General features: G+C 51.7%; 20 protein-coding genes. 12 read left to right on the top strand and 8 right to left on the bottom strand.

Annotated elements, in window-relative coordinates:
• The first annotated feature begins 156 nt into the window (after positions 1–156).
• The 5 genes from KK083_RS12140 to KK083_RS12120 all read left to right on the top strand — a co-directional run bounded on the left by KK083_RS12140 (position 157) and on the right by KK083_RS12120 (position 6,834).
• Complete coding sequence (locus KK083_RS12140) at positions 157–1,413, top strand: Hsp70 family protein (protein ID WP_254163503.1); 1,257 nt, start codon at positions 157–159, stop codon at positions 1,411–1,413.
• 97 nt (positions 1,414–1,510) lie between these two features.
• On the top strand, positions 1,511–1,984 hold the full coding sequence (locus KK083_RS12135; RefSeq protein ID WP_254163502.1) for a hypothetical protein: 474 nt from the start codon (positions 1,511–1,513) through the stop codon (positions 1,982–1,984).
• Positions 1,985–2,259: 275 nt separating this feature from the next.
• Positions 2,260–5,721, top strand: coding sequence for a HEAT repeat domain-containing protein (locus tag KK083_RS12130; RefSeq protein WP_254163501.1), 3,462 nt, complete (start codon positions 2,260–2,262; stop codon positions 5,719–5,721).
• A 458-nt stretch (positions 5,722–6,179) separates the two neighbouring features.
• Positions 6,180–6,638, top strand: a complete 459-nt coding sequence (locus tag KK083_RS12125) for a DUF6934 family protein (protein ID WP_254163500.1) — start codon at positions 6,180–6,182, stop codon at positions 6,636–6,638.
• A 31-nt stretch (positions 6,639–6,669) separates the two neighbouring features.
• The gene (locus KK083_RS12120) at positions 6,670–6,834 is read left to right on the top strand and encodes a hypothetical protein (RefSeq protein ID WP_254163499.1); all 165 of its coding nucleotides are present in this window, start codon (positions 6,670–6,672) and stop codon (positions 6,832–6,834) included.
• Between the two features lie 221 nt (positions 6,835–7,055).
• Here KK083_RS12120 and KK083_RS12115 read toward each other — a convergent pair whose 3' ends face one another.
• The gene (locus KK083_RS12115; RefSeq protein WP_254163498.1) at positions 7,056–8,225 is read right to left on the bottom strand and encodes a Gfo/Idh/MocA family protein; all 1,170 of its coding nucleotides are present in this window, start codon (positions 8,223–8,225) and stop codon (positions 7,056–7,058) included.
• A gap of 273 nt (positions 8,226–8,498) precedes the next feature.
• Here KK083_RS12115 and KK083_RS12110 point away from each other — a divergent pair, with 273 nt between their 5' ends.
• Both KK083_RS12110 and KK083_RS12105 read left to right on the top strand, forming a co-directional pair.
• Positions 8,499–8,918 carry a hypothetical protein gene (locus KK083_RS12110; RefSeq protein ID WP_254163497.1) on the top strand — a complete coding sequence of 140 codons (420 nt, stop codon included), beginning with the start codon at positions 8,499–8,501 and terminating at the stop codon, positions 8,916–8,918.
• The gene (locus KK083_RS12105; RefSeq protein ID WP_254163496.1) at positions 8,915–11,938 is read left to right on the top strand and encodes a T9SS-dependent choice-of-anchor J family protein; all 3,024 of its coding nucleotides are present in this window, start codon (positions 8,915–8,917) and stop codon (positions 11,936–11,938) included. Before KK083_RS12110 ends, KK083_RS12105 begins: the two co-directional genes overlap by 4 nt.
• A gap of 232 nt (positions 11,939–12,170) precedes the next feature.
• Here the strand turns inward: KK083_RS12105 and bamG are convergent, their stop codons facing one another.
• The gene (gene bamG / locus KK083_RS12100) at positions 12,171–13,415 is read right to left on the bottom strand and encodes a BamG family beta-barrel-assembly machinery protein (RefSeq protein WP_254163495.1); all 1,245 of its coding nucleotides are present in this window, start codon (positions 13,413–13,415) and stop codon (positions 12,171–12,173) included.
• 402 nt (positions 13,416–13,817) lie between these two features.
• Between bamG and KK083_RS12095 the strand changes: the two genes are divergently transcribed.
• The 5 genes from KK083_RS12095 (at position 13,818) to KK083_RS12075 (ending at position 19,182) form a co-directional block, all read left to right on the top strand.
• Positions 13,818–15,074, top strand: a complete 1,257-nt coding sequence (locus KK083_RS12095; protein WP_254163494.1) for a DUF4270 family protein — start codon at positions 13,818–13,820, stop codon at positions 15,072–15,074.
• Between the two features lie 10 nt (positions 15,075–15,084).
• Positions 15,085–16,104: a Kelch repeat-containing protein gene (locus KK083_RS12090; RefSeq protein ID WP_254163493.1), complete on the top strand. Its 1,020-nt coding sequence runs from the start codon at positions 15,085–15,087 to the stop codon at positions 16,102–16,104.
• A gap of 237 nt (positions 16,105–16,341) precedes the next feature.
• Positions 16,342–17,430 (top strand): sensor histidine kinase, encoded by a 1,089-nt coding sequence (locus KK083_RS12085; RefSeq protein ID WP_254163492.1) that lies wholly within the window; start codon positions 16,342–16,344, stop codon positions 17,428–17,430.
• A complete protein-coding gene (locus KK083_RS12080; RefSeq protein WP_317195225.1) occupies positions 17,427–18,167 on the top strand; it encodes a LytR/AlgR family response regulator transcription factor in 741 nt (246 codons plus the stop codon). The genes KK083_RS12085 and KK083_RS12080 overlap by 4 nt, the downstream gene beginning before the upstream one ends.
• A 643-nt stretch (positions 18,168–18,810) precedes the next feature.
• Positions 18,811–19,182 (top strand): hypothetical protein, encoded by a 372-nt coding sequence (locus tag KK083_RS12075; protein WP_254163491.1) that lies wholly within the window; start codon positions 18,811–18,813, stop codon positions 19,180–19,182.
• A gap of 91 nt (positions 19,183–19,273) precedes the next feature.
• Here the strand turns inward: KK083_RS12075 and KK083_RS12070 are convergent, their stop codons facing one another.
• The 6 genes from KK083_RS12070 to KK083_RS12045 form a co-directional block, all read right to left on the bottom strand.
• Entirely contained in the window at positions 19,274–19,972 is a 699-nt protein-coding gene (locus tag KK083_RS12070) for an outer membrane beta-barrel protein (protein ID WP_254163490.1), read from the bottom strand.
• A gap of 245 nt (positions 19,973–20,217) precedes the next feature.
• The gene (locus KK083_RS12065; RefSeq protein WP_254163489.1) at positions 20,218–20,586 is read right to left on the bottom strand and encodes a hypothetical protein; all 369 of its coding nucleotides are present in this window, start codon (positions 20,584–20,586) and stop codon (positions 20,218–20,220) included.
• A gap of 75 nt (positions 20,587–20,661) precedes the next feature.
• Positions 20,662–21,834, bottom strand: a complete 1,173-nt coding sequence (locus tag KK083_RS12060; protein WP_254163488.1) for an STN domain-containing protein — start codon at positions 21,832–21,834, stop codon at positions 20,662–20,664.
• Positions 21,794–22,798 (bottom strand): FecR family protein, encoded by a 1,005-nt coding sequence (locus KK083_RS12055; protein WP_254163487.1) that lies wholly within the window; start codon positions 22,796–22,798, stop codon positions 21,794–21,796. The genes KK083_RS12060 and KK083_RS12055 overlap by 41 nt, the downstream gene beginning before the upstream one ends.
• 13 nt (positions 22,799–22,811) lie before the next feature.
• On the bottom strand, positions 22,812–23,390 hold the full coding sequence (locus KK083_RS12050) for an RNA polymerase sigma-70 factor (protein ID WP_254163486.1): 579 nt from the start codon (positions 23,388–23,390) through the stop codon (positions 22,812–22,814).
• Between the two features lie 186 nt (positions 23,391–23,576).
• Entirely contained in the window at positions 23,577–24,779 is a 1,203-nt protein-coding gene (locus tag KK083_RS12045; protein WP_254163485.1) for an MFS transporter, read from the bottom strand.
• Positions 24,780–24,840 lie beyond the last annotated feature (61 nt).

Genomic DNA, 24,840 nt, shown 5'->3' with positions numbered 1-24,840 from the left:
TACGAAATACGAGGTACGATGAATGCAGATCGGGTGATCGTACTTCGTATCTCGTACCTTTTCCGATCACTGACTTTTTTCACAGAAAACTTTCTCCCTCACCAATATCCCTTATATTTGCACCCCCTTTTCCCAACACCACTAACATTCCATCCCATGGCTCACTTATCCTGCGGCATCGATTTTGGTACCTCTAACTCCAGCATTGCCATTGCAGAAGGTGACACCGTCAGCCTGGTGCCGGTGGAGGATGTGCAGGTCACCAAACCCAGCGCCATTTTCTTTCAGAAGAAAGATAATGCTGCCAGCTTCGGCAGAGCGGCTGTTAAAATGTTCTTCGACCGCCACGAGGGCCGTTTTATGCGAAGCCTGAAACGTGTGCTGGGCACTTCGCTGATGAAGCAGGGCACACTTGTCAACGGCAAGCTCATGAAGTTTGACAGGATTATCGCCCTGTTCCTGAAAGAGTTGAGAAACAAAGCTCACCAGCATACAAGCCGTGAGATCGACAATGTGGTGATGGGACGGCCGGTGCACTTCGTGGACCATGATCCGGAAGCGGACCGGCGCGCTGAAGACGAGCTGAGGACCATCGCGGAGATGGTTGGCTTTAAGCATGTAGCGTTCCAGTTCGAGCCCATCGCGGCCGCCTTCGCGCACGAAGTAAACATAAAAGGTGAGAAGCTGGCCATCGTGGCGGACCTCGGCGGCGGAACCTCTGATTTTACAGTGATCAGGCTGTCGGACCAATACCTCGGCAGAGCAGACCGGTCTTCTGATATCCTGGCCAACACCGGCGTGCGCGTAGGAGGGAACGATCTCGATAAGGACCTGAGCTTAGAGGTGATCTTGCCTGAGTTCGGATACCGGAGCACGTACGGCGACAAAAAGCTGGAAGTGCCCCTGAAGCTTTATCACGACCTGGCTGAATGGAGCAAAGTGAATTTCCTTTATACACCCAAGATCGTTTCGCAGACCCGGCAGCTGCTCATCCAGTCGCACGACAAAATAAAATTCCGAAGGCTGCTGCAGGTACTCGAAACGGAGACCGGGCATTCGCTGCTGGCTGCCGCCGAAGACACCAAGATCGCGCTCACGGCCCAGGAAAGGTATGATGCATCGTTCGGTTTTGTGGAGGACGGCCTTTTAATACCAGTGACACGCGGACAGTTTGAAGACGCCGTTCAGCACGAAGTAGAAAAGATCTCGAATGCCGCCGCGCAGTGTCTGAAGCAGGCCATGATCAGCAACGATGATATAGAGCTTGTGATCCTTACCGGCGGAACCACCGAAGTGCCGCTCGTGCAACAGACGTTCAGACAGATCTTTCCGAAGGCAGCCCTGGCCGACGAAAACAAACTATCGAGCGTGGGACTGGGCCTGGCATACGACAGCCGTAAGAAGTTTGCTTAGAGAACGAATCGTACCCATTCGCTGATCGGCATTTTTGTAAACGTATTCCAACCTCCCGCCTGGTAGTCGTGTCAATTAGTTATCAAACTACAAACACATGATGATGAAAAACCTCTTCACAAAAATCTTCGCCTTATTGTCCGTTCTTATTGTTAGCGCCTGTGGCGAAGACGGGCCTGATTTCCTCCCGGTAGGAGATACCCTGGAAGGCGCGTGGATCATGACTGAGTATGGATACTCACCCGGTGCGGGTTACGTTACCAAAGAGGTGCCTACCGATCCCGCCAAGACCATCACTTTTAGAATTGATGGTACGCTGACGTCTAACATAGACGAATTTTCAACGTATCCATACTATCTGATTCTGGAAGATCCTCACGATCCCGGGCACAAATTGGTAGGGCTGTTCACCACAAAGCCCACGACAACGCCTGACATTAACACCGTGTCGCGATTATACCACATCAGTTTCACAGAAGACCTGTTGAAGCTGAGCATGCGTGGCTGCATAGAAGGTTGCCACGTAGGGCTGAAGCGAACTGCACATTCACGCTCCGGCGATGATCAATAGCAGGTGCTGCAGTATTGGTCTGCTAATGCTTATTTTCTAATTGCCTGGCTGGTTCCAGGCATTTTTTGCATTCTCGTCAGCTATTGTTTTTTGGGCAACGGCATTAATTTCAAAATTGTAGTAACATGTAAGAGGGTAAGTCTGTTGTCCTGACGGTAGAGTCCTGTACTATCCTGTGCTTTTGTGCTTGTTTGTGATCCGAAATTGCTTTTTTATCTTCGGTTTGCGACTATTGGCCCCGGTTTGCTATCTTGAAAAGTTAATAGCCATTCAGCATGAAATTATTTGCCACGACTTCGACGATCCAATGGAAAGCTTCCGTTGTTCTCATACTTGCCGTTCTGTTGTTGCCAGTTGCTTGCAGCGACCAGGGGCCTGCAGACAAGCGCATCAAACAGATCGACCCCCAAAAAACCGCTGAGATGGCAAAGGCCATCGAGGCTACCGTCACACCCCAGCTCGCGGAAGGGTTCACACTCAAATTGTGGGGTGTCGATTCCCTGGTGGCGGATCCTGTCTCCATCGACATCGACGATTACGGAAAGATCTATTATACCCGCACCAACCGTCAGAAGAACTCCGAGTTCGATATCCGCGGTCACCAGGATTGGGAGATTGGCTCCATCGCCCTGCAGAACATCGAAGAAAAACGTGCGTTCCTTCACAAGGTATTGTCTCCCGAGAACAGCAAGAAGAACGAGTGGCTGGCGGACCTGAACGGAGATGGCTCGCACGACTGGAAAGATATGACCATCGAGAAAGAGCATGTCTACCGCCTTGAAGATACTTCAGGCGATGGCGTTGCAGACCTTTCACAATTGGTGATGGAAGATTTTAACGACGAAGTAACGGATGTAGCGGGCGCCATTCTGGTGGAAGGCGAGGACCTCTTCATCGGCGTAGGCCCGGACCTCTGGCGCATCAAGGATAAAAATGGCGATGGACTCGCCGACGAAAAGACCTCTATTTCTCATGGCTATGGCATTCACATAGGATTCGGAGGGCACGGTATGTCGGGCCTGGAGATGGGTCCCGAAGGCAAGATCTACTGGCAGATCGGCGACATCGGATTCAACGGCACAGGTCCTGACGGACAGAAGTGGGAGCACCCGAACAGCGGCGTGATCGTGCGGTCTAACCCCGACGGAAGTGATTTTGAAGTGTTCGCTTACGGCAACCGGAACACCCACGAGTTTGTATTCGATGAATATGGAAACCTGATCAGCGAAGACAACGACGGAGATCACCCTGGCGAAAAAGAACGCATCGTATACATTGTCAACGGCTCGGATACTGGCTGGCGCACCAACTGGCAGTTCGGTAAGTACAGGGACCCTGACAACAATACCTATAAAGTATGGATGGATGAAAAAATGTATCTGCCTCGCTTCGAAGGCCAGGCTGCATATTTCACACCCACCATCGCCAACTTTGTGAGCGGCCCTACCGGCATGTTGTATAATCCGGGCACGGCACTGAGCGAAGAATGGAACAACACGTTTTTCGTAGGTGAGTTTGTGGGCAACCCTTCACGTTCGGGCATTCATGCTTTCAAGCTCAAACCCAAGGGTGCCGGCTTCGAGCTGGGCGAGAACAAGATGATCCTGAGCGGCGTGCTGGCTACGGGCATCGACTTCGGTCCTGATGGCGCCATGTACCTGGCCGACTGGATCGATGGCTGGGACACCAAGAACCACGGCCGCGTGTGGAAGCTGGATGTCTCCCAGGGACTCAGTGAGGCGCGCAAGCAGACCCAGACCCTGTTGGCGGCCGACTTCAGCAAATACGAAGAGGCACAACTGAGCGACCTCCTGAAGCACGCCGACATGCGGGTGCGGCAGAAAGCCCAGTTTCAGCTGGCAACACGCGGTGAAGACGGCCTCGAGGTGTTCAAACAAAACATTGCGCAGACAACCCATCAGCTGGCAAGGGTTCATGCCATCTGGGGTATCAGCCAGTTTGCGCGTAAAGATCAGAAGCATGGCGCGCTGTTATTGCCGCTGCTGAAAGACGGCGATCCCGAGATCAGGGCACAAGCCGCGAAATGGCTCGGTGACGTACGATACAAGGAGGCAGGTGAAGCTTTGCTGCCACTGCTGAAAGATGAAAACAGCCGCGCGCGTTTCTTCGCGGCAGAAGCCGTGGGAAGGATCGCGTATGAACCTGCCATCGAGCCTGTCATTGCGCTGTTGAGGTCCAACAACGATGAGGATACTTACATCCGCCACGCAGGAAGCCTTGCACTGGCACGGATCGGGAAGGCGGAACCTGTTGTTGCCCTGGCGAAGGATACGTCACGTGCCGTGCGGATCGCCGCGGTAGTAGCGCTCCGTCGCATGCGCCACGTCGGTATCACTAACTTCCTGAATGACAAGGATGAATTCATCGTAACAGAGGCGGCACGGGCCATCAACGATGATCTTTCCATACCGGAAGCGTTGCCCGCGCTGGGCGACCTGCTGCCGCAAACAAAATTCACCAACGAAGCGCTGATCAGGCGCGCCATCAGCGCCAGCCTTAGAACGGGCACCGATAAGTCTATGCAGAACCTGATCCTCTATGCGTTGCGTGAAGACACCCCTGTAGCGATGCGCGCAGAAGCTGTCGACGCCCTCAGCACCTGGGCCAAACCTTCTGTGCTCGATCGTGTAGACGGACGATACCGTGGCGAGGTGAGCAGGGATGCGGCACCGGTAAAAGAAAAATCATTAGACGCGCTGACAAAGCTGACAAGTCATAAGGAATTCTCTTTGCGTCTGCGCGCCGTGAAAGCCATTGGCAAACTGAAGATCGATCAGGGAGTGCCGCAGCTTTTCACCCGCCTGAAGACCGATAGCGAACCCGAAGTAAGGGTAGAAGCACTCCGGGCGCTGGCAGCCATGGAAAACAACAGGATCGATGAAGCCATCAGGCAAGCGCTCTCTGACAAGGACAAAACAGTGCGCATCGCCGGCCTCGACCTGCTGGCCAAAATGGACATGCCGAAAGACCTGATGGTATCACTGTTATCGGAGGCCATCAACACGCGCACAACAGAAGAGAAGCAAACCGCGCTGCTCACCCTTGGTACCCTGCCCGTGAAGCATTCACAAAAAGTATTCGAAGGCTTGCTCACGAAGCTCTCAAACGGAAAGCTGCCAGCCGAGATCCAGCTCGAGCTCGCCGAGGCGATCGACAGCACGCACTCACAACCTTTGATCACGCGATATAAAGAGATCAGCGCGAAGCTGTCACCCGATTCACTGGCCGCCGCATACGCAGGGGCCCTGGTGGGAGGAGATGCGGAACGTGGCAGGAGGATCTTCTTCCGCAACCAGACCGCACAGTGTATGCGTTGCCATTCTTTTGATGACATCGGTGGCAATGCAGGGCCCCGCCTGAACGGTGTAGCAGCAAGGCTCACAAGGCCACAGATCCTGGAAGCGCTGATCACCCCCAGTGCGCGCATAGCCCCCGGGTTCGGAACCGTCACCCTGGAGTTGAAAGATGGCGGAAAGGTGAGTGGCATCCTCCAGGAAGAAAAGCCTGCCGGCCTCGTGGTGAAAGTAGGCGACAAACCCGATACACTGATCCGCAAAGACCTGATCGCCAAACGTACCAACGGTGGCTCCAGCATGCCTCCTATGAACCTGCTGCTAACCAAAAAGCAGATCCGCGACCTGGTAAGCTTCTTGTCTACCCTGAAGGAAGAAGATGTGAAAAGAACAGCCAGCACCGGACACGGCACGGGGCATTAAAATACAAATCGAAAAAATATCACGAAGCCAGGTTTATACCCTGGCTTTTTTATTTCGGATCACTGACGTGGTTGATCTCAAGCAGTACATCATAAAATGGTACAGGTATTCTCCCTAATGAGATGCATGCCGTGTGCTCCAATTGGCATGGTATTAACGGCATGGACATTGGTTTGTAGAGGAAAAATGCCGTTTATCATCTGTATTTAATCCTGCAAATCCTGTAAATCCTTTAATCCTGGTAACAAGTGTATTGCGTTCTGATCTAGATGCCGTGTCATCTTAAAATACCAGATAGTTTTTGCTACAGGTTTAAACTTTGCATTTATCTTTAAGTGGTCGGCAGGCTACAAAGGATAGCCATAAGGTTATTTATGTCGTGCATTTTTGCCTGAAGACTCAGAAAAAGTAATTGCGGCACAGTATGGCCGTGGACTGTCGACAGTGGACCAACTAACATGAACTTGGAGCGATATCCGATCAAAGCCAGCGCCGATTTTCAGGAATTCAAATTTATCAGCATCGGCCCAAAGGGTGAGATCAAGAAAATGGTGCGGTTTACGGAAATGCCTGTTGCAGATTCTGTTCTGAGAATTTACAACCTGGCTTTCGGCGATTACAGTGAGGAGAAGGAAAACCTTATCGATGATCTTATCGTATCGGATAATAAAGACCCGCAGCGGATCCTGGCAACCGTGGCAGAAGCCGTGATCACGTTCACGAACAAGAGGCCCGGTGCGTTTGTTTTTGCGCAGGGAAACACGCCGGCGCGAGCAAGATATTATGCTATGGGAGTGGCTGCGAATTTACCCGAGCTTGAAAAAATGTTTGATATCTGGGGAACACTGGATGGTAATGGATGGGAGCTCTTTCAGCGGAACAGGCGTTACGAAGCACTCTTGGCAAAACGTAGATAATTTTGTAATTTGCATCTATAAATACAGCGCTATGATAGAAGTAATCAAGATCGGCGATCGCACCATTACGATTGAGGTTGACAAAAACATGAAAACTCATGAGAACGATCCTTTTGTCATCCGGAAGAACGAAGCAGCTGCGGCATTTTTAAAGAAGTGTGGCGTGCCGGAGCCTTACCGGAAATCGCGTCAGTGAGATTACAATCGAAAAATATAACGAAAGCCAGGTTTACCGCCTGGCTTTTTTGTTTTCAGACCGCGATCGACGGTCCACTGACCACAGCAGTAGGGGTGTCATATCCACTTCCTAACCACAGTTCAAAATACGATCCTGACAGCTACTTAGAAACGAAGCATAGACAGTTGACCTCACACGATCGTCTGTGGACTGTCGACTGTGGACCGTGGACTTTGCATTCATTTCTTCAGCTCAAGTTTCTGCGCATGCTTCTGTGCTTTGAGGGCGAGTTCGGTGGCGAGGAAACAATGCTCCTGGGTCATAGCAGTCTCGGTACGATTGAGGACATCGTTGACGAGCTGCTCGCCAAAAGGCAGCGGCTCCTGGCTGCAGTCGATATAACGGGTCTCTTTCTGGTCCACGAGAAACAGGTGATTTCCACCATCGCGCCCACCGATGTCGATGTTCTTGCGGATCTCGATGTAGCCGTCTGTGCCGAGAATGGTGAGGCGGCCGTCGCCCCAGGTCTTGAGGCCGTCAGGGGTAAACCAGTCTACACGGATGTATCCGCTTCCGCCATTGCCCCGTACGGTCACATCGCCGAAATCTTCAAATGCCGGGTATTGAGGATAATGAACATTGCCGGTTTGAGAGGCCACTACGTCAGCTTTGGTAGAGCCCGTGAAGAACAGGAACTGATCGAACTGATGGGAACCAATGTCACAGAGAATGCCTCCGAAGAATTTTTTATCGAAGAACCATTCGGGCCGTGACTTCAGGTTGAGGCGGTGAGGACCAAGCCCGATGGTTTGGATCACCTGGCCAATGGCGCCGGCTTTCACCAGCTCGCCCGCTTTTACAGTGGCTTTGTTCTCGAAGCGTTCGCTGTACATGATCGAATAGATCCGTTTGGTCTCCTTCTGCACTTTTCTTGCTTCTGCGAGCTGTTCCAGTGTGGTGATGCCAGGCTTGTCCACCATAAAATCCTTACCATGTTTCATCACACGAATGCCCAGCGGTGCGCGGTCTGCAGGGATGGAGGCGCTTACTACCAGCTTGATGGTATCATCTTCCAGGATCTCCTTTTCGCTGCTGGCGAGCCTGGCTTGCGGGTAACGCTTGGCATAGGCTGCCGCAAGATCGGGTTCCTTGGCATAAAAAGAGACCAGCTCGCCTCCGCCGCGGATCACAGCTTCGGTCTGTCCGTAAATGTGGCCATGGTTGAGACCTATCACGGAGAAGCGGATGGTGGCTGTGCGCCCAGGCTCTTTCCGGCGCTTACCTGTTGTATCCGGTGTGGCATAGGTTCCGGGAGCTGCCGAAATTTTTGAAGGCAGGGTCGCTGCCGCGAGACCGGCAACGGTTGTTAGTGACTGCCTGATGAACTTGCGCCTGTTGTTATCCTGCATGGTGTTAGTTTGATTTTCATACGATAATAAAAGAATGGCCCTGAAAATCCAATGGGGTTTATATCAAAGGAAGTGCTTTATCCGTTCGTGTCGAGGGACAGCCCTCAAGGGGTTTAAACCCTTTGAGGGTGATTTTTAAACGGCTGGTAAGCTTTTTTACATAGATATTCGAGATTGGTTTGTCTATGGAATGAACTGATTTGGCTACACAGTGCAGGTAAGTGGGAATCTTTAACAGTTTCAGGCGTTACATAGCGTATATTGGCGGGATATATGATGAGAATTTTCAAACGGTTTGTGCTTCTTCTAATCTTCACGGTTTTGGCTTACGGATGCCATGCGCAGCAGGAAACTTCACTGAAAACACTGGTGTTGTATGATCCTTTGTTCTGGCGTCACGAGCTGAGGCTGGATTCCCATCAATCCAGGAAGATCACCGATATCAACCGCGAGTATTATGCGAGGCTCATGGCGGCGGTTTCAGAGATGCCCGGTGACCGCACTGCGCTACAGCTCACTGTAGCCCGGTGCCTGCTGAACCGGAGCCAGAGTATCTGGGAGACCTTTAATGCCAAACAAAGAAGAAAGTGGAGAAAAATATGGCGCGATCGTTTCCGCACGAGCGATCCGATGGCGTCAAACCATCAATCCAAAGCCGCCAGGCAATCTGTGGGATCAATCATGACGCTATGATAAAACAATATGCGGTTGGGCTCTTTACTGTGATTTTCGTTTGCTGTGGCATCTTTCAAACGTTAGCGCAAGACCGCTGCGGCACTGTTGAAATGACCCAGCAGCTCCGCGACAAGAATTTGTTGCGCGAAGATGATAACAGATTTGAAAGCTGGATCGGGGAGCGGCGCAGAAGCCGTGCCAGCGGCCGTGTGCAGTCAGGTCCGTACCGTATTCCCGTGGTGGTGCACATCATCCACAAAGGTGAGGCAGTTGGCACGGGAGTGAACATCTCTGACGAGCAGGTGCGTTCACAGATCAAGGTGCTCAACAGGGATTTTAACAGGCTCAATACCGATGCCTCATCCACGCCATCGGAATTCGCAGGTGTGGCAGCGAAGCTTGATATCGAGTTTGTGCTGGCCAAACAAAACCCAGCAGGCGAACCTACTACCGGCATCGTGCGGGTGAGGGGATCGAAAAACACATGGACGGTGAATGATGACGCCACCCTCAAAGCCCAGAGCTACTGGCCTGCAGAAGACTATCTCAACCTTTGGGTTACTGACCTCTCGTCAGGATTGTTAGGGTATGCGCAATTTCCTGTGTCGAGTCTCGCAGGCCTGGAGTCTGCCGAAAATAACCGCCTCACGGATGGCGTGGCGATCGACTATACCGTAACAGGCAGCCTGGACGATGGCAACTTTAATCTTACCTCTTCTTTCAACCGCGGAAGAACTGCCACCCACGAAGTAGGGCACTTTTTCGGGCTGCGGCACATCTGGGGCGATGACAATGGCCTGTGCGGTGGCAATGGCGACTATGTGGCCGATACACCGGACCAGGGAAACAGCACCAGCGGCTGCCCGTCACACCCACAGACTGCCTGCTCCGTGCACACCATGTTCCAGAATTATATGGACTACACCAACGACGCGTGTATGAACCTTTTCACCAGTGGCCAGGCTGATCGTATGATGACGGTCATCGAGAACAGTCCGCGCAGGGCGAGCCTGCTGGTCTCCGATGGCGCCGATGATCCATCGCCCGTGCAGGACGACCTTGCCATACGCTCCATCACAAGTCCGGTGGAGAACATTTGTGCGGGGAGCGTCGTGCCCTCGATCCGGGTGGTGAACGAAGGAACCAACCCTGTGACTACTGCGCGAATCGAACTGTATGTCAATGGAGTCGTGAAGGAAACAAGGGACGTTGTGTTCAACAATCCCGTGGCGGTAGCTGCTGACGCACCGGTCACTTTTTCACCGTTGTCGCTGGCTACCGGATCGAATACAGTGAAAGTGAAGCTGATCAAGACCAACGGTGCCTCGGATGGCAAAACTGATGACAACGAAAAAAGTGTGACCGCTTTGGTTCCTGAGAACATCAGCATGCCATTCACGGAACGATTCGTCACGCAGCCCGCGGCATGGAAGCTTGGCAATGCCGACGGACTCACCGCCTGGAGTGTGCGAACAGCCACGAAAGAGAACGCCTCCAATACAGCGCTTTACATGAAATTCTTCAATGCCTCCGAAGCTCTGGGAGCGGAAGATATTGTCTTTACACCAGTGGTCGATCTCTCGTCAGCAACAGATCCTTACCTGGCTTTTGACGTTGCCTACGCAGGGAATCAGAGTGCAGCCGATGGACTGAAAGTTTACGTGATCACGGATTGCAGCAATAGCCTGAGCGGCGGAAGTCAGGTCTATTCGAAATCGGGCAGCGCGCTGGCCACGGCGCAGAACTCCGGCATTGCCTTTGTGCCTTCGGGTGAAAGCGACTGGCGAAAAGAGATCGTGAGCCTGCGGGACTATGCAGGTCTGTCGAACGTTCAGCTCGCCTTTGTGGGCGTCAATGCACGCGGCAACAACCTCTACCTCGACAACATCGCGGTTACGGGAAGCGCCGATGCGGATGCGGCCATCACGGCCATTGTGAGTCCTTCGCCGGTGCGTTGCGATAGCGCCGTTGCACCGGTGATCAAGGTAAAGAATACCGGAGAGGTTGCCGTCACAAGCTTCAAGATCACCGGTATGGTGGACAATGTACAGCAGTTGATGGTCATCTTCAACGACCTTGCCATCACGCCGGGTCAAGAGCAGGAGATCACATTGCCGGGCATCATCCTCAGCCCTGGCGAGAACAGGTTCACGACCACGCTCTCGGAGACGAACGGTTTTTTTGACAAGAACGATACCGACAATCGTAAGGAAGTGATCTCGGTGCTGAACAAGGCATCGGACCTGATCCCCCTGCGCCAGTATTTTGACGATGGCAGTTATGCCGATCAGTGGACCATCACCAATCCCGCCGATGGCATGCGTTGGGAGACAGTGGGCACCAACTATGGCCAATCGCTCTATTTCAACAGCGATCACAATATCAATATCGGTGACGAAGCGTGGCTGGTGAGTCCGGTGCTGGATTTCACACAGACGAATGTGGCCAGCGTGTTCTTCGACCTCTCATACCAGAATGCGGATTTTGGAAGCAAGAAAGAAGGCGCGAGGGAAGTCTTTAAAGTGCTCGCTTCCAAAGATTGCGGCAGCACGTACGAGGTTTTGCTCAGCGAAGATGCAGGTGTGCTCACAGGTATGGATGCCGCTGTTACGGAAGTTCCATCGTCGGAAGCGCAGTGGCGGAGGCAGTTCGTGAACCTGAGCAGCCTGGCGGGAGAAGGCCAGATGAGGATCGCCTTCGTGGTCAGCAATGGCCATGTCAACGATCTTTACCTCGATAATATTGAGTTCTATCTTTCTGATAATCCGGCACCGCAGTCGGTAGATCAACCCTACAGTGTCTACGGAACCGATCCCAGCGGGCCTGCGGAATTCTACATCACTTTCAACCTTTCCACCAGGCAGGACGTTGCCTACGCGCTCATCGATGTTACCGGCAAGCAGGTCACCAGTGGTAACCTGTCCAGTGTGCTCAACCAGACCTACACCATCGATCCCAAGAACACACCACAAGGGATCTACGTCATGAGGCTCCGAATTGGGGAGCAGCAATATTCAACGAGGGTGTTTCTAAAGTAGATGTTCCCAAGTGGATGTTTCCCGCAGATCACGCGGATAGGCGCAGATTGATGCAGCGATATCTACGTGTGTCAGCAAAATCGCAAGAGCTTAAGAGCAGCAACAGTATTTGACAGAACCTATCTGAGATCATCGTCGTCGGGATGACGCAGATAAAATATAGCTATTTCAGTAGCGTATCTGTATCTGCGTTCATCTGCGGAATCTGCGGGAACCAACATTAACCCTCACTCTAATCAAATTTCCTCCTCACTCCCCACAGATCCCTGATCACCACATCGATTATCACCTTTTGGGATTTTTGCAGGATCAGGTTGTTTTGGGTGGTGCCCAGCTTATCGAACGAATACGTCAGGTTGATGGAGGATTTTCCATCGAAGACAGGAATGGAGAGACCTGCGGAGAGTCCCCAGTTCGGGAGCGACAATCCTTTCAGATTGAGATAATAGTTTTGCCAGTAGAACCCTGTTTTAAAGGACAGTACGTCCAGAAAAGTTTCACCACCCGGGTTGCCCAGGTAGGCGTATCCGGCAGACATAGTCCACGTGTCAGAAAAGCGCAGCTCTTCGTTGTCAGGGAATTTACCTTTTGTCCATTGCTCGAACCTGACGTCGGAGGTGAGGATAGATCTGCTGGACTGTAACGAGATACCGCCGCCCACAGTGGGAGGCAGGGTGTATTGAAGGCTTTTTTTGGTCCAGCTGTTCAACGTGTCATTGAGCTGATCATAGAGGGCCGCTGTGCTTTTTCCTGTCAACGAGAGGCCGTTGTTGTAAATGGCACCCAGCGTCACCGTTCTTTTTCCGAAAGGAATGCTGTATTGTACACCGAAGTCGGCGTCGAACTTGTTGGTGTAGATCTTATTATCGAGTGTAAGCATGTTCGGGATAGAGCGCGCGGCTACCGACTCTGTTTTGTGGATCGATCCGAACAGGAACGAGAGGTTTACGCCCACCGATAAATTCTTGTGCAGCATGAACGAGTTTCCCCAGTACAGCTGGGTGATGTTACCGGAACCCTCATAGGTATAATTCGCTTCTTCACCTGCGCCGAGCTCCTGCTGATTGGTGATGGTATACGAAACACTGCTGAAGGGCGACAAGCCGAAGGTAGATGCCCAGCGCGGCTTGAACTTGAACCAGTAGTTCAGGTTGTTAAGGCCCCCATTGCTTTGTGATTCCGTCATGGTGCTTTTGGCATAACGGTTGGATTCAACATAGAATCCAGCTTCGAAAACATGACTCACGGGCGAAACGATGGCGCTGTACGAGGCCGGGTTCGCGGCATTGATGTTCATGGCATCACGAACGGCAATGCCAGTTCCGCCCATAACACGGTTGAGTGATGCGGTGCGTTTGTTCAGCATGCCCAGTCCATATACAGAGTAAGGAGAGCTGAACGTGTTCTGTCCCAGCAACGTGTGGTAACAGGCAACTAACAAGAGCAAAGACAACAGTGGCAGTGCGCGGTATTTCATTCTGACAGGATAAATGCCGAAAGCTACGGCGTTAAATTTTAATCGCCTGCAGCATTGAGATCATTTCCCGGAGTGTGACTACGAATAGCAGGTTTGTGTCTATCATCGCGCGTATTCTAAAAAACATCGCTTTAGCCTGCGTATGAAAGTGCTGTACTCATAAAATGCCGCCTCGTAGATACATTGACGGAGATGGTCTACTCTCCTTGGATAAAGCGCTGGCACCTTCTTCCTTTGGGATCAGGATTTACAGGATTATGGGATTTACTGGATTAAACCAGGATTTACAGGATTACAAGATTTACAGGATTTAGGATGTGTAGAAAAAATAAAATGCTGTCGCACGAAATGGAGGGACGTACCAATTCTAATCCTGCTAATCCTGAAAATCCTGCTCTATGGATGCTGGTACTCCTTTTTTGTTTCTCCTGTGGCTCGGACTCGTCTCGCATCGGGCTGGATGTTTTTGGAGGAGGATCGCTGGATGCGTCGTATATCGATTCGGCTACGGTCAGGATCTCGACCGTGAAGTTCGATAGCCTGATCACCAGCAGTGCAGACCGCATCCTGCTGGGCTCTAACAAAGATGCACGTCTCGGTCGCATCACAGCGCTGTCGTACCTGCAGGTGAGCGTTGCCGATGTTGATGTGCTCGATGACCCCAAGATCGCGTTCGATTACCTGGCCCTCGTACTGCCTTATGACGGTTACGCTTATTATGATACAACTGCAGCCATGACCCTCAAAGCTCATTTTGCGCTGGAAGACATCGAGCCCGGTAAAGACGACAACATCTACAACACGAGCCGCTTCCGCACCGATCCGCTGCCTGTGGGCTCCGTGACCTTTGTGCCCCGCCCGCATCAGCAAGACTCCGTGGAGATCCGATTGTCTTCTTCGTTTGGCCAGAGCTTTTACCAGAAGGCAGCAGCCGGCGACGAGGAATTCCAATCCAACGAAGAGTTCCTGGAATACCTGAAAGGGTTTGCCATTATTCCTGATACCACTGGTTCCTCAGGGATCATCGGTTTTAAAAACGTGTCGCTGCGTTTATACTACTACGACCGCAACGTTGTGCCCGCTGAGCAGAAGTCTGTTTCTTTTACGGTGAACACGGCCAACACCTCAACCCGGATCATTGCCAGCCGCGACAATCCCTACCTCAAAAGCTTCCGCTCGTACAAGGACAAAGTGAGCTCGGTGTACACCCATGACGAGTCCTATATCCAATCAGGGGCTGGGCTTGCGCTGCGTATAGACATGCCGTACCTGCGCGACCTGAAGCAGCTCACCAACTTTTATGTTACACGGGCCATCCTGGATGTGTATACCGTTCGGCGGTCATACAATGGTTTAACGGCGCTGCCTGAAACGCTCAGAATGTACATGGCAGACCGTCGTAACGATATCTACAGCGCTTCATCGTATGAAGTGTCATTGCTGGAAGATACCGATCTGCAGCGCGACACCCGGTATTCGGTAGATGTTACCGGTTTTGTGAAGTCGCAGATGGAGCTCCAGGCATTCAACGAGAACGGCCTGCTCTTTCTCCTGACCGACAAGGATTTCAGGCTGGGCACAGACCGCATTTATTTTCACAGTAAAACCCATGAATACCAAACGCGCTTAAGGATCTATTATGCAACTGTTAACGAATAACCTGAATTCTATGAAATACCGGATCTTCATGCTTCTCCTGGTCGCTGTCAGCCTTTCTTCGTCTTGCGCCGACCCGGAAGAAGAAACCACCTCTATTGGCAATTGGACCAAAACAACACCTTTCAAGGGGCGGCCAAGATCGGGAGCCATTTCATTCACCATCGGTTCGAAAGCTTTTGTGGGACTCGGCTACGACGGTGACGAGTACATCACTGATTTTTATTCCTACGATATCAACACCGGTTACTGGGAGAACAAAAAAACATTTCCCGGAACAGCGAGGGAAAGAGCGGTGGCCTTCTCCATCAACGGAAGGGGATACATCGGCCTCGGATACAATCGCGAGCTGACCAAGGAAGAGCTTGGTGATTTCTGGGAGTATAATCCCGATACGGATGCCTGGACTCAGGTTGAAAGTTTCGCTGGCACTGCTCGGTACAATGCGGTGGCATTCGCCATCGGGTCGAAAGCTTATATCGGCACAGGTTATGACGGCGATAAATACAACAGCGACTTCTGGGAGTTTGATCCCACCAGCACACCCATGTGGCACGAGATCAGGAGCTACCCGGGTGAGAAGATCGAAGGTGGCCTTGCGTTTGTCATCGATGGCAAAGGATACGTTTGCACGGGCCGGAACAATGGATCTTACAATACCGGCTTCTGGCGCTTCGATCCCAATGACGCGGGCTGGACAAAACTTACGCCTGATTCCGATGATGACGACTACTATGATGAATTCAAGCTTGGCGTTTTCAGGCACGATGCCGTGGCCCTGGTGATCGGTCCTTATGCCTACATTGTGGGCGGCGTTGCTTCGAGTGGAGCCACAGACAGGAGCGTGTATCAGTACAATTCACAAACAGGCGAATGGGATGACCGTACCTCTTTCGAGGGATCGGCGCGAAGCCTCGCGGTTGGTTATGTGCTGGGTGAACAGGCTTTCGTAGGCACGGGCCAGAACGGCACGAGCCGCTACGACGACATCTGGGAATTCAAACACCTCGAGGAGTATGATGAAGATAACTAGATTGAAAGTTTAAAATTTAAAGTTTAAAGTTTAAAGTTGGGGGGACCCGAACTTGAAACCTGAAACCTGAAACTTTAAACTGTAAGAGCTCTTTCAGATTCATAGTTCATTTTAGTTAGTTTTGGTGGATCTGAAGCCCGTCGGATGACAGTGTGGTTATCGGGAACCGTTGAATTGATCATCACGACGGGCAACTTTTCGGAGAAAGCACTTATATTGCTCAAAGCTCAGTTTCGAATGTTCAAAAAAGGAGTGGCTAACAGGATATTGGTAGTAGGGCTACATGTCTGTGGATGGGCGCTTCTTTTTTTATTGCCCTATGGATTTTCTGCCCGCCACCATACAGGAAGGCCGCCAGACGACCGTGGGCCAGGCCCCGACAGAACCGAGTTCCTGGAGCGGGCTGCCCAACAGTTTGATCCCACCATTTTCCGGTACGAGGCGCTGGTGACCAATACGTTGCTGGCCCTGTTCTTCTACGCCAACATGTTCGTGCTCATTCCCAGGGTGCTCAATCGCAAGGGATGGCTTCCATACCTGGGCGTGGTGATGCTGTCGTTCATCGTTTATGCATCGGCGGGTTATGCTTTCCGGTCGCTCTTCCTGCCGTTCCCGTTCCGGTTTGCGCCGCCGTTCTTCATCGGCATGCCGTACTTCCTGATGGTATTCGGACTGAGCCTGGCGCTCCGCATTGTTCAGGACAGAACGGACTTCGAGAACCTGAAAAAGGAACAGGAAACGGAAAGGCTGAAATCGGAGCTGTCATTTCTTCGCTCGCAGGTGAGTCCGCACTTCATGTTCAACGTGCTGAACAGCCTGGCCGCCCTCGCCCGTAAGAAATCAGATCAGGTTGAGTCGGCCATCATCCAACTTTCTGAGCTCATGCGCCACACGTTGTATCACAGCGACAAAAAGGTTAGCATCGAGCAGGAGGCGGAATACATTCGCAACTACATCAACCTTCAGAAACTTCGCTTCGGCAGCGTGGTAGACATGCACTTCCATGTGGAGCTGCTGCGCAAAGACCTGGAGATAGAGCCGATGCTGCTCGTGCCCTTCGTGGAGAACAGCTTTAAACACGGTGTGGGCCTCATCAAAGATCCGATCATCATCATTACGCTTGGGGCCACTGAATACCAGATCAATTTTTCTGTGCGAAATAAATTCAATCCTTCCGGCACCGAAACCAAGGATTCCAGCTCCGGTATCGGCCTCCAGAATGTGAAGCGGAGGCTCGATCTGCTTTATAAAGACCATTATTCGCTCGAAACGAATATCGTTGAAGACCATTGGTACGTTACAGAACTAAAACTGATCGTAAAATGATGACCTGCATTGCTGTTGACGATGAGCCCCTGGCGCTTGACCTCCTGGAAGACAATATCAAGAAGATCCCGTTCCTGAAGTTGCTGAGAACGTGTTCCAATGCCATTGAGGCGAACCACTTCCTGCAGGAGAATCCTGTCGACCTGCTGTTTCTCGACATCCAGATGCCAGGCATTACGGGCATCCAGTTCCTGAACGGACTTTCCAAGAATCCGCCGCTGGTGATCTTCATTACCGCTTATGAGAAATACGCCATTGAAAGCTACAACCTCGATGTGGTGGATTACCTGCTGAAGCCGGTGTCGTTCGAACGTTTTCTCAAAGGTGTGAACAAAGCGTACGAGCAGTTCAACTTCAGGAAGAATCCCCCGGTGCAGGCCAGCGCTTCGCCTGATTTTTTATTTGTGAACTCGGAATACAACCTGGTAAAGATCGATATCCAGGATGTTGTTTACGTGGAAGGGTTGAAAGACTACATTAAAATATTCCTGCTCTCATCGCCAAGGCCGGTGATCACGCGCATGAGCATGAAATCCATGGAAGAGAAGCTGCCCTCAGATCAGTTCCTCAGGGTGCACAAATCTTTCATTGTGTCGCTGAAGAAAATTGTCTCCATCAGAAAGGGGAGGATCAACCTGCTGAAAACCCAGATCCCCATCAGCGACCACTACAAAGAAAATCTTTACCGCATCGTTGATCCTTCGAACCTGCAGTCGAAGGATAGTGCAGCGAATTGAAATGCAGAACGCAAAGGTCGGAAAGAAATCGCAAAGGAGGAGCGTTCCCGTTTCGCCCGTTATCCTGAAGGGTGGTCTGTGGGTAAGAGTGCGTGAATTCAAAGGAGCGGTTCGATGCTTTGCATTCCTTCGCGGGCTTTGCGCTTCTTGGCGGCTTTGCGTGAACTGGTATTTCTGCGCTGCGTTCAGTACGATCACGTTGTCTGTCGATAAAATCGCGCCGGTGATCTACACATTTCAACTGTTCGACTAAAATCCACCGGACAGAAAACATAAACGGCCATTTGGTGCGTTATAATGTCACGATCGGTTTTGTGAGAGGGGTCTTTTTCCGATCGCGGCCCTTGCCAAAGTAATTTGAGCAAGGGCCTTTCTTTTTGGATCAGTCCACAGTCCACAGTTGACGGTCCACGGCAGTTAGCGGCATCGGGAAAAACAGGATTGCTAACGTACGTTGTACTCTTCTAGTGCCTGATGCCAAATTCCTAATGCTTTCACTACACTGTACTGAGTTAACTTCACGAATCTAACTGTGGTCTATGGTCTGTCGACCGTGGACTGTCTCAACATAACCCCGCTTCGTCTCTTTCATTTCCTTCTGCCTGCGGATGTTCGTAATGTTGCTCGTACTTTGAAAGCTCTTATGATCAACAGAAGTTTTTTGCTGGGATTGCTGCTGGTGGCATCTTCCGGCCAATTGATGGCGCAGGAAGACGAGAAGTCAACCGGTAATACCAGTCGGCCGTCCATTAGCAGGAAGCTCGGCCTGGCACAGAACACGCCTGATCCCGTGTCGCACAATGAGCACACCATGATCCGCTACAGCGCTATCGATGCCTATGAGCGTTATATTTTTGTCAACGATGAAGCAGGCAACCGGGTGATGACCTTTAACGATCTGAAAGATGAAGGTGAGATCAAAATTGACGCCAGCCGCCTCGCTCCCGGAACCTATCGCTACGCACTTGTAGTGAATGGGAGAGTGGTAGAGCGGAGGAAGATGGTGGTGAAATGAGTTGTAAGTTATAAGTTTAAAGTTTAAAGTTAGGGAGCTCCAGATAAAGCGTGATGCTCTCAACTTTAAACCTGAAACTTTAAACTTTAAATCAAAACCCTCCCAACGAAATTCCAAACGTCGCTGTGTTGTTATCATGCTCATCAGGTCCTTTTCCGTTCTGGAAGAGTGTTGACAGGTTGTAATATCCGAAGATGCTGAAGTTGCCCGTGCCGATCTTGCCGTAGATGCCGTAGCGGTAGCGGTTGAGATTCCAGTTCCTGCGGATCTTTTCTTTGACGACTTCGTCGTCATCGTCGTATTTCAGTTTGGTGAAGGAGCTGACCAGCACGCCGCCGCGGAATCCGGCAGCGATCTTCAGGCTGCGGTTGGGGTTCTCTGGGTTGCTGGTATACCGAAGCTCGAGCGGAACATCGAGGTAATTGGTGATGAGCTGTGATTTGGTCACGGCCAGGTTGCTTTTACTCAGGGTGAGCAGGTTGGTTCCCGATTCGTAGTCGAGCGTGTAGTTGTTCCTGAATTTATAACGATCCATACCAAGTCCCAGGCCGGGTGCAAAGGAGAACCGTGATCTCAGAATGCGCAGATCGTATTGGTAATATACGTTCAATGTACGAGAGCCCCAGAAGCCGGTGCTGAAATCGCCGGAGGCGTTAGTAGACCTGTTGAGCCCGAGCTCTAGCAGGAAAGTTCCGGGAAGATCCGGCGGACCTTTCCGCTTGGGAGTATCCTGTGCTGTGGAAGAGAACGCCGCGATCAAAAACAGAACCTGAAGCAGTGATTTTTTCATGATAGTGCTGGAATAAGTCAAGATTGAAACGGTGAAACTATCCCGCTGCAACCTCTGAAAGAAATCGATTAGATGAAGGGTGAACTCTCAGAGACGTAAGGGATGGATCAGTCGACAGTCCACGGTCCACAGATCAGGGGATCCTTCGTTCATGTGTTTCCGTTGCACAAGATTCGGCTCAGGATACCGGTTTCAGAAGGAGAAATGCCGTGGACTGTCGACCGTGGACTGTGGACTCTTCCCTCTCACTTCAAATTCTCACCCTTAAGGTGTCTCCACGCGTCCTTCTGTCGTTCGTTGAGCAGCTTCATGATAGTGCGGTCTCTCTTCTCGGTGATGGCGCGCATCTCGTTGCTGAAAACATCGGTGTCGCGGAAGCTGGCGAGATACACTTCCGAGATGCGGTCGTAATACAGATAATTTATTTCGGAGATCTGCCGGGCCTGGTGTTCGCTCAGGCGCAGTACATCGGTGAGCTCTGAATTGACATATTCTACCATAAGTCTTCGCTCTCCATACTGCTGTTCCCAGCGCATGCCGATTTGGGTTACGGCGATAATGGCCAGGATCAGAAAAGTCAGAAAGGCTTCCATGATGCGGGGTCGATCTTTCACTGACGTTGGATTTTAGGTGATAAGATTGTTTTATGGCTCTTATTACCTAAAAGACAGGCAAAGGAAGGCCTGCCACTATTTACGTTGAGAAAAATTTAAACGAAGGGCGACGCCGGCTTCCCAGCCGATCCGCGAGTAGGTATTTTCGGTATAGATGGCCAGCATTCTCACGCCTGAAGGTTGTGAGGGCTCTACCTGGTAGTAGTAGTCAAATCTTGTTGTAGTCTGTCCTGCCTGGGCCGGGGAGGCCATGGTGGCAAGTTCTATGGATTGAGCAAAATAATCCAGGCGCCGCATCACCAGGTGACTGAACGTTGGCCCTACGCGCACGCTGATCTTTTCATCCACGGCGTACTGCAGCATCAGTTTCAGCTGATGTTCGCCGACCTTCATCCTGCTGCCAAATAAAATGCCTTTCTGACTAATTATATTGCGCTCATCCTGGCGAAGCACGCCATAGGTATAGGAGGGGTTCAACGAGAAATTGTGTGACAATAGAAACGAGCTTCCAAGTCCATAGGCAGTCATCGTACCCTCTTTCAGAAAGCGCCTTCCCAACGTTACATAAAGTGACCTCACCCCGAGCTGCATTTCGGGCCCGGCGGAGTAATTATTCACGGCCAATCCCAGCGAGAAGAACCAACCGCGGTGGCTATTGTTCACGTTGATCTTGCGCAGCTCGCGCATGGGTACTTTGGCCAGCAAGCCGGTATCGAAGTAATGATGCAGACGTTCTTTAAAATACTCCCGTGACAAAAGCTCACCCGGATCTTCCGTCAGTTTCAGGGAAGGTGAAGCAAAGGCCACGATATGCCTTTCGTCAATGTCAGGTGCAGGCTCGATTTTTTCAGGTGCTGAAGGCTGCTCAACGGGCTTGGGTCGGCTCGCAGCTACTTTCGGCGTTGCATTTCGCAGGATGATCACATAGCTGTCACGCCTTTTGAAGGTCAGGTTCATCTGCTTTCCCAGCATCACAAAAACTTCTTCCAGTGAATGGTTCCTGAACGATGCGGATACTTTTTTTCCGGTTTCGATCTTGTTGGAGCTGTAAATGAAGTTAAGCCCCGTGACCTCAGAGAGCTTGTTGATGAGATCGTCAAAGCGCATCACGCCTTGTTGCAGGGTGATCTTTTTATCAGGTGATGGTGTTAAGGCCTGACCAAGGACGAAAGACGAGATCAGCAGGCATGATACAGTGATCGTAAGCTTACGGACAACCTTCTCCTCCCAAGATAAAGACTGAGTCATTTCGCGCCACTGAAAGATTAAGCGATTCTGCTATCAAAGCTAATAAATTTTCGGCAGAATCGGTGTCGAACGTGGCCGTTAACCTGCAGTTATAGATATTCTTGTTTGAAACAGTAATGGAATAGGGGTAGATCTTGGCGAGGTCGGCCATCACCCGGGTCAGGGGGGTGTTCCGGTAAACCAGCTTGTGGGTGGCGTATCCCCAGGCATTGGCGTCTACGGAGTTGATGACCTGTATCGGCGCCGTACCCGTTCGCACAATACCCCTCGATCCCGCTTCCAGGTAAATGGTATCCCTTGCCGTGTACACCATCACTTTACCCTCCTTAACACCTACTTCCAGGGTGTCTTTCGTCACCACAACGTTAAAGGCTGTGCCGATGACCCTGATGTTGGCCAGGTCGGTATGGATAATGAATGGCTGTTCCGGATTGCGCTCAACCCTGAAGAAAGCCTCGCCGCCAAGGAGGTGGAGCTCGCGTTGCCGCGTTCCAAACGTTTCAGCATAGCTCAGCACGCTGTTGTGGTACAGTACGGCCGTGGAATGATCTGGGAACGCAACATCACGAAGTGAATCCTGCGTGGTGACAACAATCATTTTTGGATTATTGAGGTCGTTGCCGCCATACTCCAGCATTAACACACCGATGGTGACGATCGCGATGGTCACCGCGGCTGCAATGGCTACTTTGTATCGATTCAATTCAAAGATGCCAAACGACGGCCTGCGCACGGTGTCTATGCGCGCGGCCACGTTCTTCCACGCCTGGCCGGAGCTTACGGCACGCGACTTTCTGGCGGCATGAGCCTGTTCCCAAACCTCCTGCATCTCGCTGAAGTACGAGCGGTTAGCAGGTTCGAGCAGCCAGTTGTGGAGCGCCATCGCTTCTTCCGGCGCGGCTTCTCCTGCCAGGTACCGGGCGATAAGCTCGTCTTTTATTTCAATGTCGTTTTGGCTCTTCATGTCTTTCCGTTTTTTAAACGATGTGGTCTTTCAGTTTCGACCTTAATATCTTTAGCGCTTTGCTGATCTGATTTTCAATGGTGTTCACGGAGATGTTCAGCCGGTCCGCGATCTCGGCATACCGCAGCTCTTCGTACCGGCTCAGCATGAATATTCGCCGGCACTGCTCTGGCAACTCATTGATCACTGCCTTGATGTGTCCTTCCAGCTCTTCCGGAAATACTTCGGGATGCTGAACCTGGTCTTTTGCCTCGTGCGAACCATATTCCTGGTGTTTCAATTTGATCTTCCGGTGGTCCAGCAGGTTGATGCACTGATTATACACGGCCTTGTACAGGTAAGCGCGCAAGGTATGCTGCACATTCAGCGCTTCCCGTTTTTCCCAGATCTTGATGAAGGTAGACTGCACCACGTCTTCGGCTTCGTCCATGTCTCTCAGCACCGTGAAGGCATACTGGCAAAGATCGGGATAACACTGGTCAAACACGGCCCTGAAGGCGTCTCTGTTTCCGTTCCGGATAGCGGGTATCATTTCCTGGTCAGTGATGGCAATGACACGCTTTTGCTCCGGATCAGGCATGTGGTTCTTCATTCGTTACCCTACAGACAGTTGAAAATCAGCTCACCACTATGGTAATTTCGTATTTTTTGACCGCCCGCCAGCGATGGATAGACCGGTACAGCAAAATCGGAGATCAGCAATCGTAAAGCAGCGATCAGCTTTAGCTTCGAGGTGTGAGCCACGGGCTTCGAGACGGTGCTCCCTCGCAACTTGAAGCTAACGGCTCGAAGCTCCCTTTTTCCCGGGAAGCATCGCTACCGCCACGGTTCCGATCACCGCCAGCACAATGAGCGCGGCAAAACCGTTGGCGTAACTTCCGCTGCGATCGCGAAGCCATCCTGCGAGCATGGGGGCAAACGCTTCGGCCAGTCCATCGGCCGTGATCACCAGCCCCATCACGCGGCCCATCACCCTAACACCGAACAGCTCGGCAGCCATCAGGGGAATGATCATATAATCACCCCCCAGCGCCACGCCAAAGATAAAGGCAAAAAGGTAGATCACACCGGGCACGTGGGCGAAGTAAAGCATGGGAATGGATCCGGCCACCAGCGCATAGATGAGGATCATGACGTATTTTTTTTGAATACGGTCTGACAGCCAGCCCATGAGCAAACGTCCCACAATGCTGGCAACGAGCACAATGGAAAGCACGTTGGCCGCCGCCTCCTGCGTATATTTCAGGTCGATGCTCAGGAACAGTTTCAGGTTCTGCCCCGTGCCCGCCACCGCGCCGATGGAGCACATGCTGCCGATCATCAGCAGGTAAAACGGCCATCCTTTCAGAATTCCTCCCAGCGGTGCTTTCGCTGCATCGTGTTTGGTTTGCTGCGCGCCTTCAGGATTTTCCTTCACGAACCACGCCATGGGGAATGCCAGCACGATCATGATCACGCCGAGGATCATCAGCGCCTCACGCCAACCGAAATGCAGGTTGAGCCACTTGGCCATCTGGGGTACCAGCGCGCCGCCAACGCCGATGCCCAGGTAGACGATGCCCATCGCTTTGCCCCGTGCTTTGTCGAACCACCGCGAGATGAGCACCTGGTTAGGTAAAGGCCCTCCAAACATGTAACCCAACGCGTTGAAAATGTAGAACAGGTAAAACTGCCACAACGTGGTCATCATGCTCAGGCCGATGAGCGCCAGGCCACCCATCACAATGCCGGTGAGCAGTAAACGCCGCGGCCCGAAACGGTCAATGAACCATCCTGCAATAAAACCGAACAGTGGACCTACAATGATCTTTCCGAAAGCATTGCCCGAGGTGACCGTTGCCCGCGTCCAACCGAACTCTGTTACCCAGAAGTCATAGAAGAAGGGAAGGCCATAGAACATGATGCCCACCAGTGAGAACAAGCTGAGGAAGCCTGTGGCGGCAACCTGAAACTGACCTTTGCTTAACTTTCCGGATTCCATTGTTTATTGTGGTCTTCGCTTTCTTTTCTTAAGAGTCCATAGTCGATGGGCATTCTCCCTT

Origin of the sequence: Chryseosolibacter histidinae, from assembly GCF_018598225.1 — a bacterium.
In the GTDB taxonomy this organism is placed as follows: domain Bacteria; phylum Bacteroidota; class Bacteroidia; order Cytophagales; family Cyclobacteriaceae; genus Chryseosolibacter; species Chryseosolibacter histidini.
Note: the sequence above shows the minus strand (reverse complement) of the source record. Positions and strands in the feature narration are given on the sequence as shown.

Bases quoted from the DNA above. Each gene is read 5' to 3' on its own strand.
- KK083_RS12070 (WP_254163490.1), bottom strand. From the start codon at position 19,972: ATGAAAAAATCACTGCTTCAGGTTCTGTTTTTGATCGCGGCGTTCTCT.
- KK083_RS12115 (WP_254163498.1), bottom strand. From the start codon at position 8,225: ATGCAGGATAACAACAGGCGCAAGTTCATCAGGCAGTCACTAACAACC.
- bamG (WP_254163495.1), bottom strand. From the start codon at position 13,415: ATGAAATACCGCGCACTGCCACTGTTGTCTTTGCTCTTGTTAGTTGCC.
- KK083_RS12095 (WP_254163494.1), top strand. From the start codon at position 13,818: ATGCTGGTACTCCTTTTTTGTTTCTCCTGTGGCTCGGACTCGTCTCGC.
- KK083_RS12050 (WP_254163486.1), bottom strand. From the start codon at position 23,390: ATGAAGAACCACATGCCTGATCCGGAGCAAAAGCGTGTCATTGCCATC.
- KK083_RS12130 (WP_254163501.1), top strand. From the start codon at position 2,260: ATGAAATTATTTGCCACGACTTCGACGATCCAATGGAAAGCTTCCGTT.
- KK083_RS12140 (WP_254163503.1), top strand. From the start codon at position 157: ATGGCTCACTTATCCTGCGGCATCGATTTTGGTACCTCTAACTCCAGC.
- KK083_RS12045 (WP_254163485.1), bottom strand. From the start codon at position 24,779: ATGGAATCCGGAAAGTTAAGCAAAGGTCAGTTTCAGGTTGCCGCCACA.
- KK083_RS12085 (WP_254163492.1), top strand. From the start codon at position 16,342: ATGTTCAAAAAAGGAGTGGCTAACAGGATATTGGTAGTAGGGCTACAT.
- KK083_RS12135 (WP_254163502.1), top strand. From the start codon at position 1,511: ATGATGATGAAAAACCTCTTCACAAAAATCTTCGCCTTATTGTCCGTT.
- KK083_RS12110 (WP_254163497.1), top strand. From the start codon at position 8,499: ATGATGAGAATTTTCAAACGGTTTGTGCTTCTTCTAATCTTCACGGTT.
- KK083_RS12125 (WP_254163500.1), top strand. From the start codon at position 6,180: ATGAACTTGGAGCGATATCCGATCAAAGCCAGCGCCGATTTTCAGGAA.
- KK083_RS12055 (WP_254163487.1), bottom strand. From the start codon at position 22,798: ATGAAGAGCCAAAACGACATTGAAATAAAAGACGAGCTTATCGCCCGG.
- KK083_RS12080 (WP_317195225.1), top strand. From the start codon at position 17,427: ATGATGACCTGCATTGCTGTTGACGATGAGCCCCTGGCGCTTGACCTC.
- KK083_RS12120 (WP_254163499.1), top strand. From the start codon at position 6,670: ATGATAGAAGTAATCAAGATCGGCGATCGCACCATTACGATTGAGGTT.
- KK083_RS12105 (WP_254163496.1), top strand. From the start codon at position 8,915: ATGATAAAACAATATGCGGTTGGGCTCTTTACTGTGATTTTCGTTTGC.
- KK083_RS12075 (WP_254163491.1), top strand. From the start codon at position 18,811: ATGATCAACAGAAGTTTTTTGCTGGGATTGCTGCTGGTGGCATCTTCC.
- KK083_RS12060 (WP_254163488.1), bottom strand. From the start codon at position 21,834: ATGACTCAGTCTTTATCTTGGGAGGAGAAGGTTGTCCGTAAGCTTACG.
- KK083_RS12090 (WP_254163493.1), top strand. From the start codon at position 15,085: ATGAAATACCGGATCTTCATGCTTCTCCTGGTCGCTGTCAGCCTTTCT.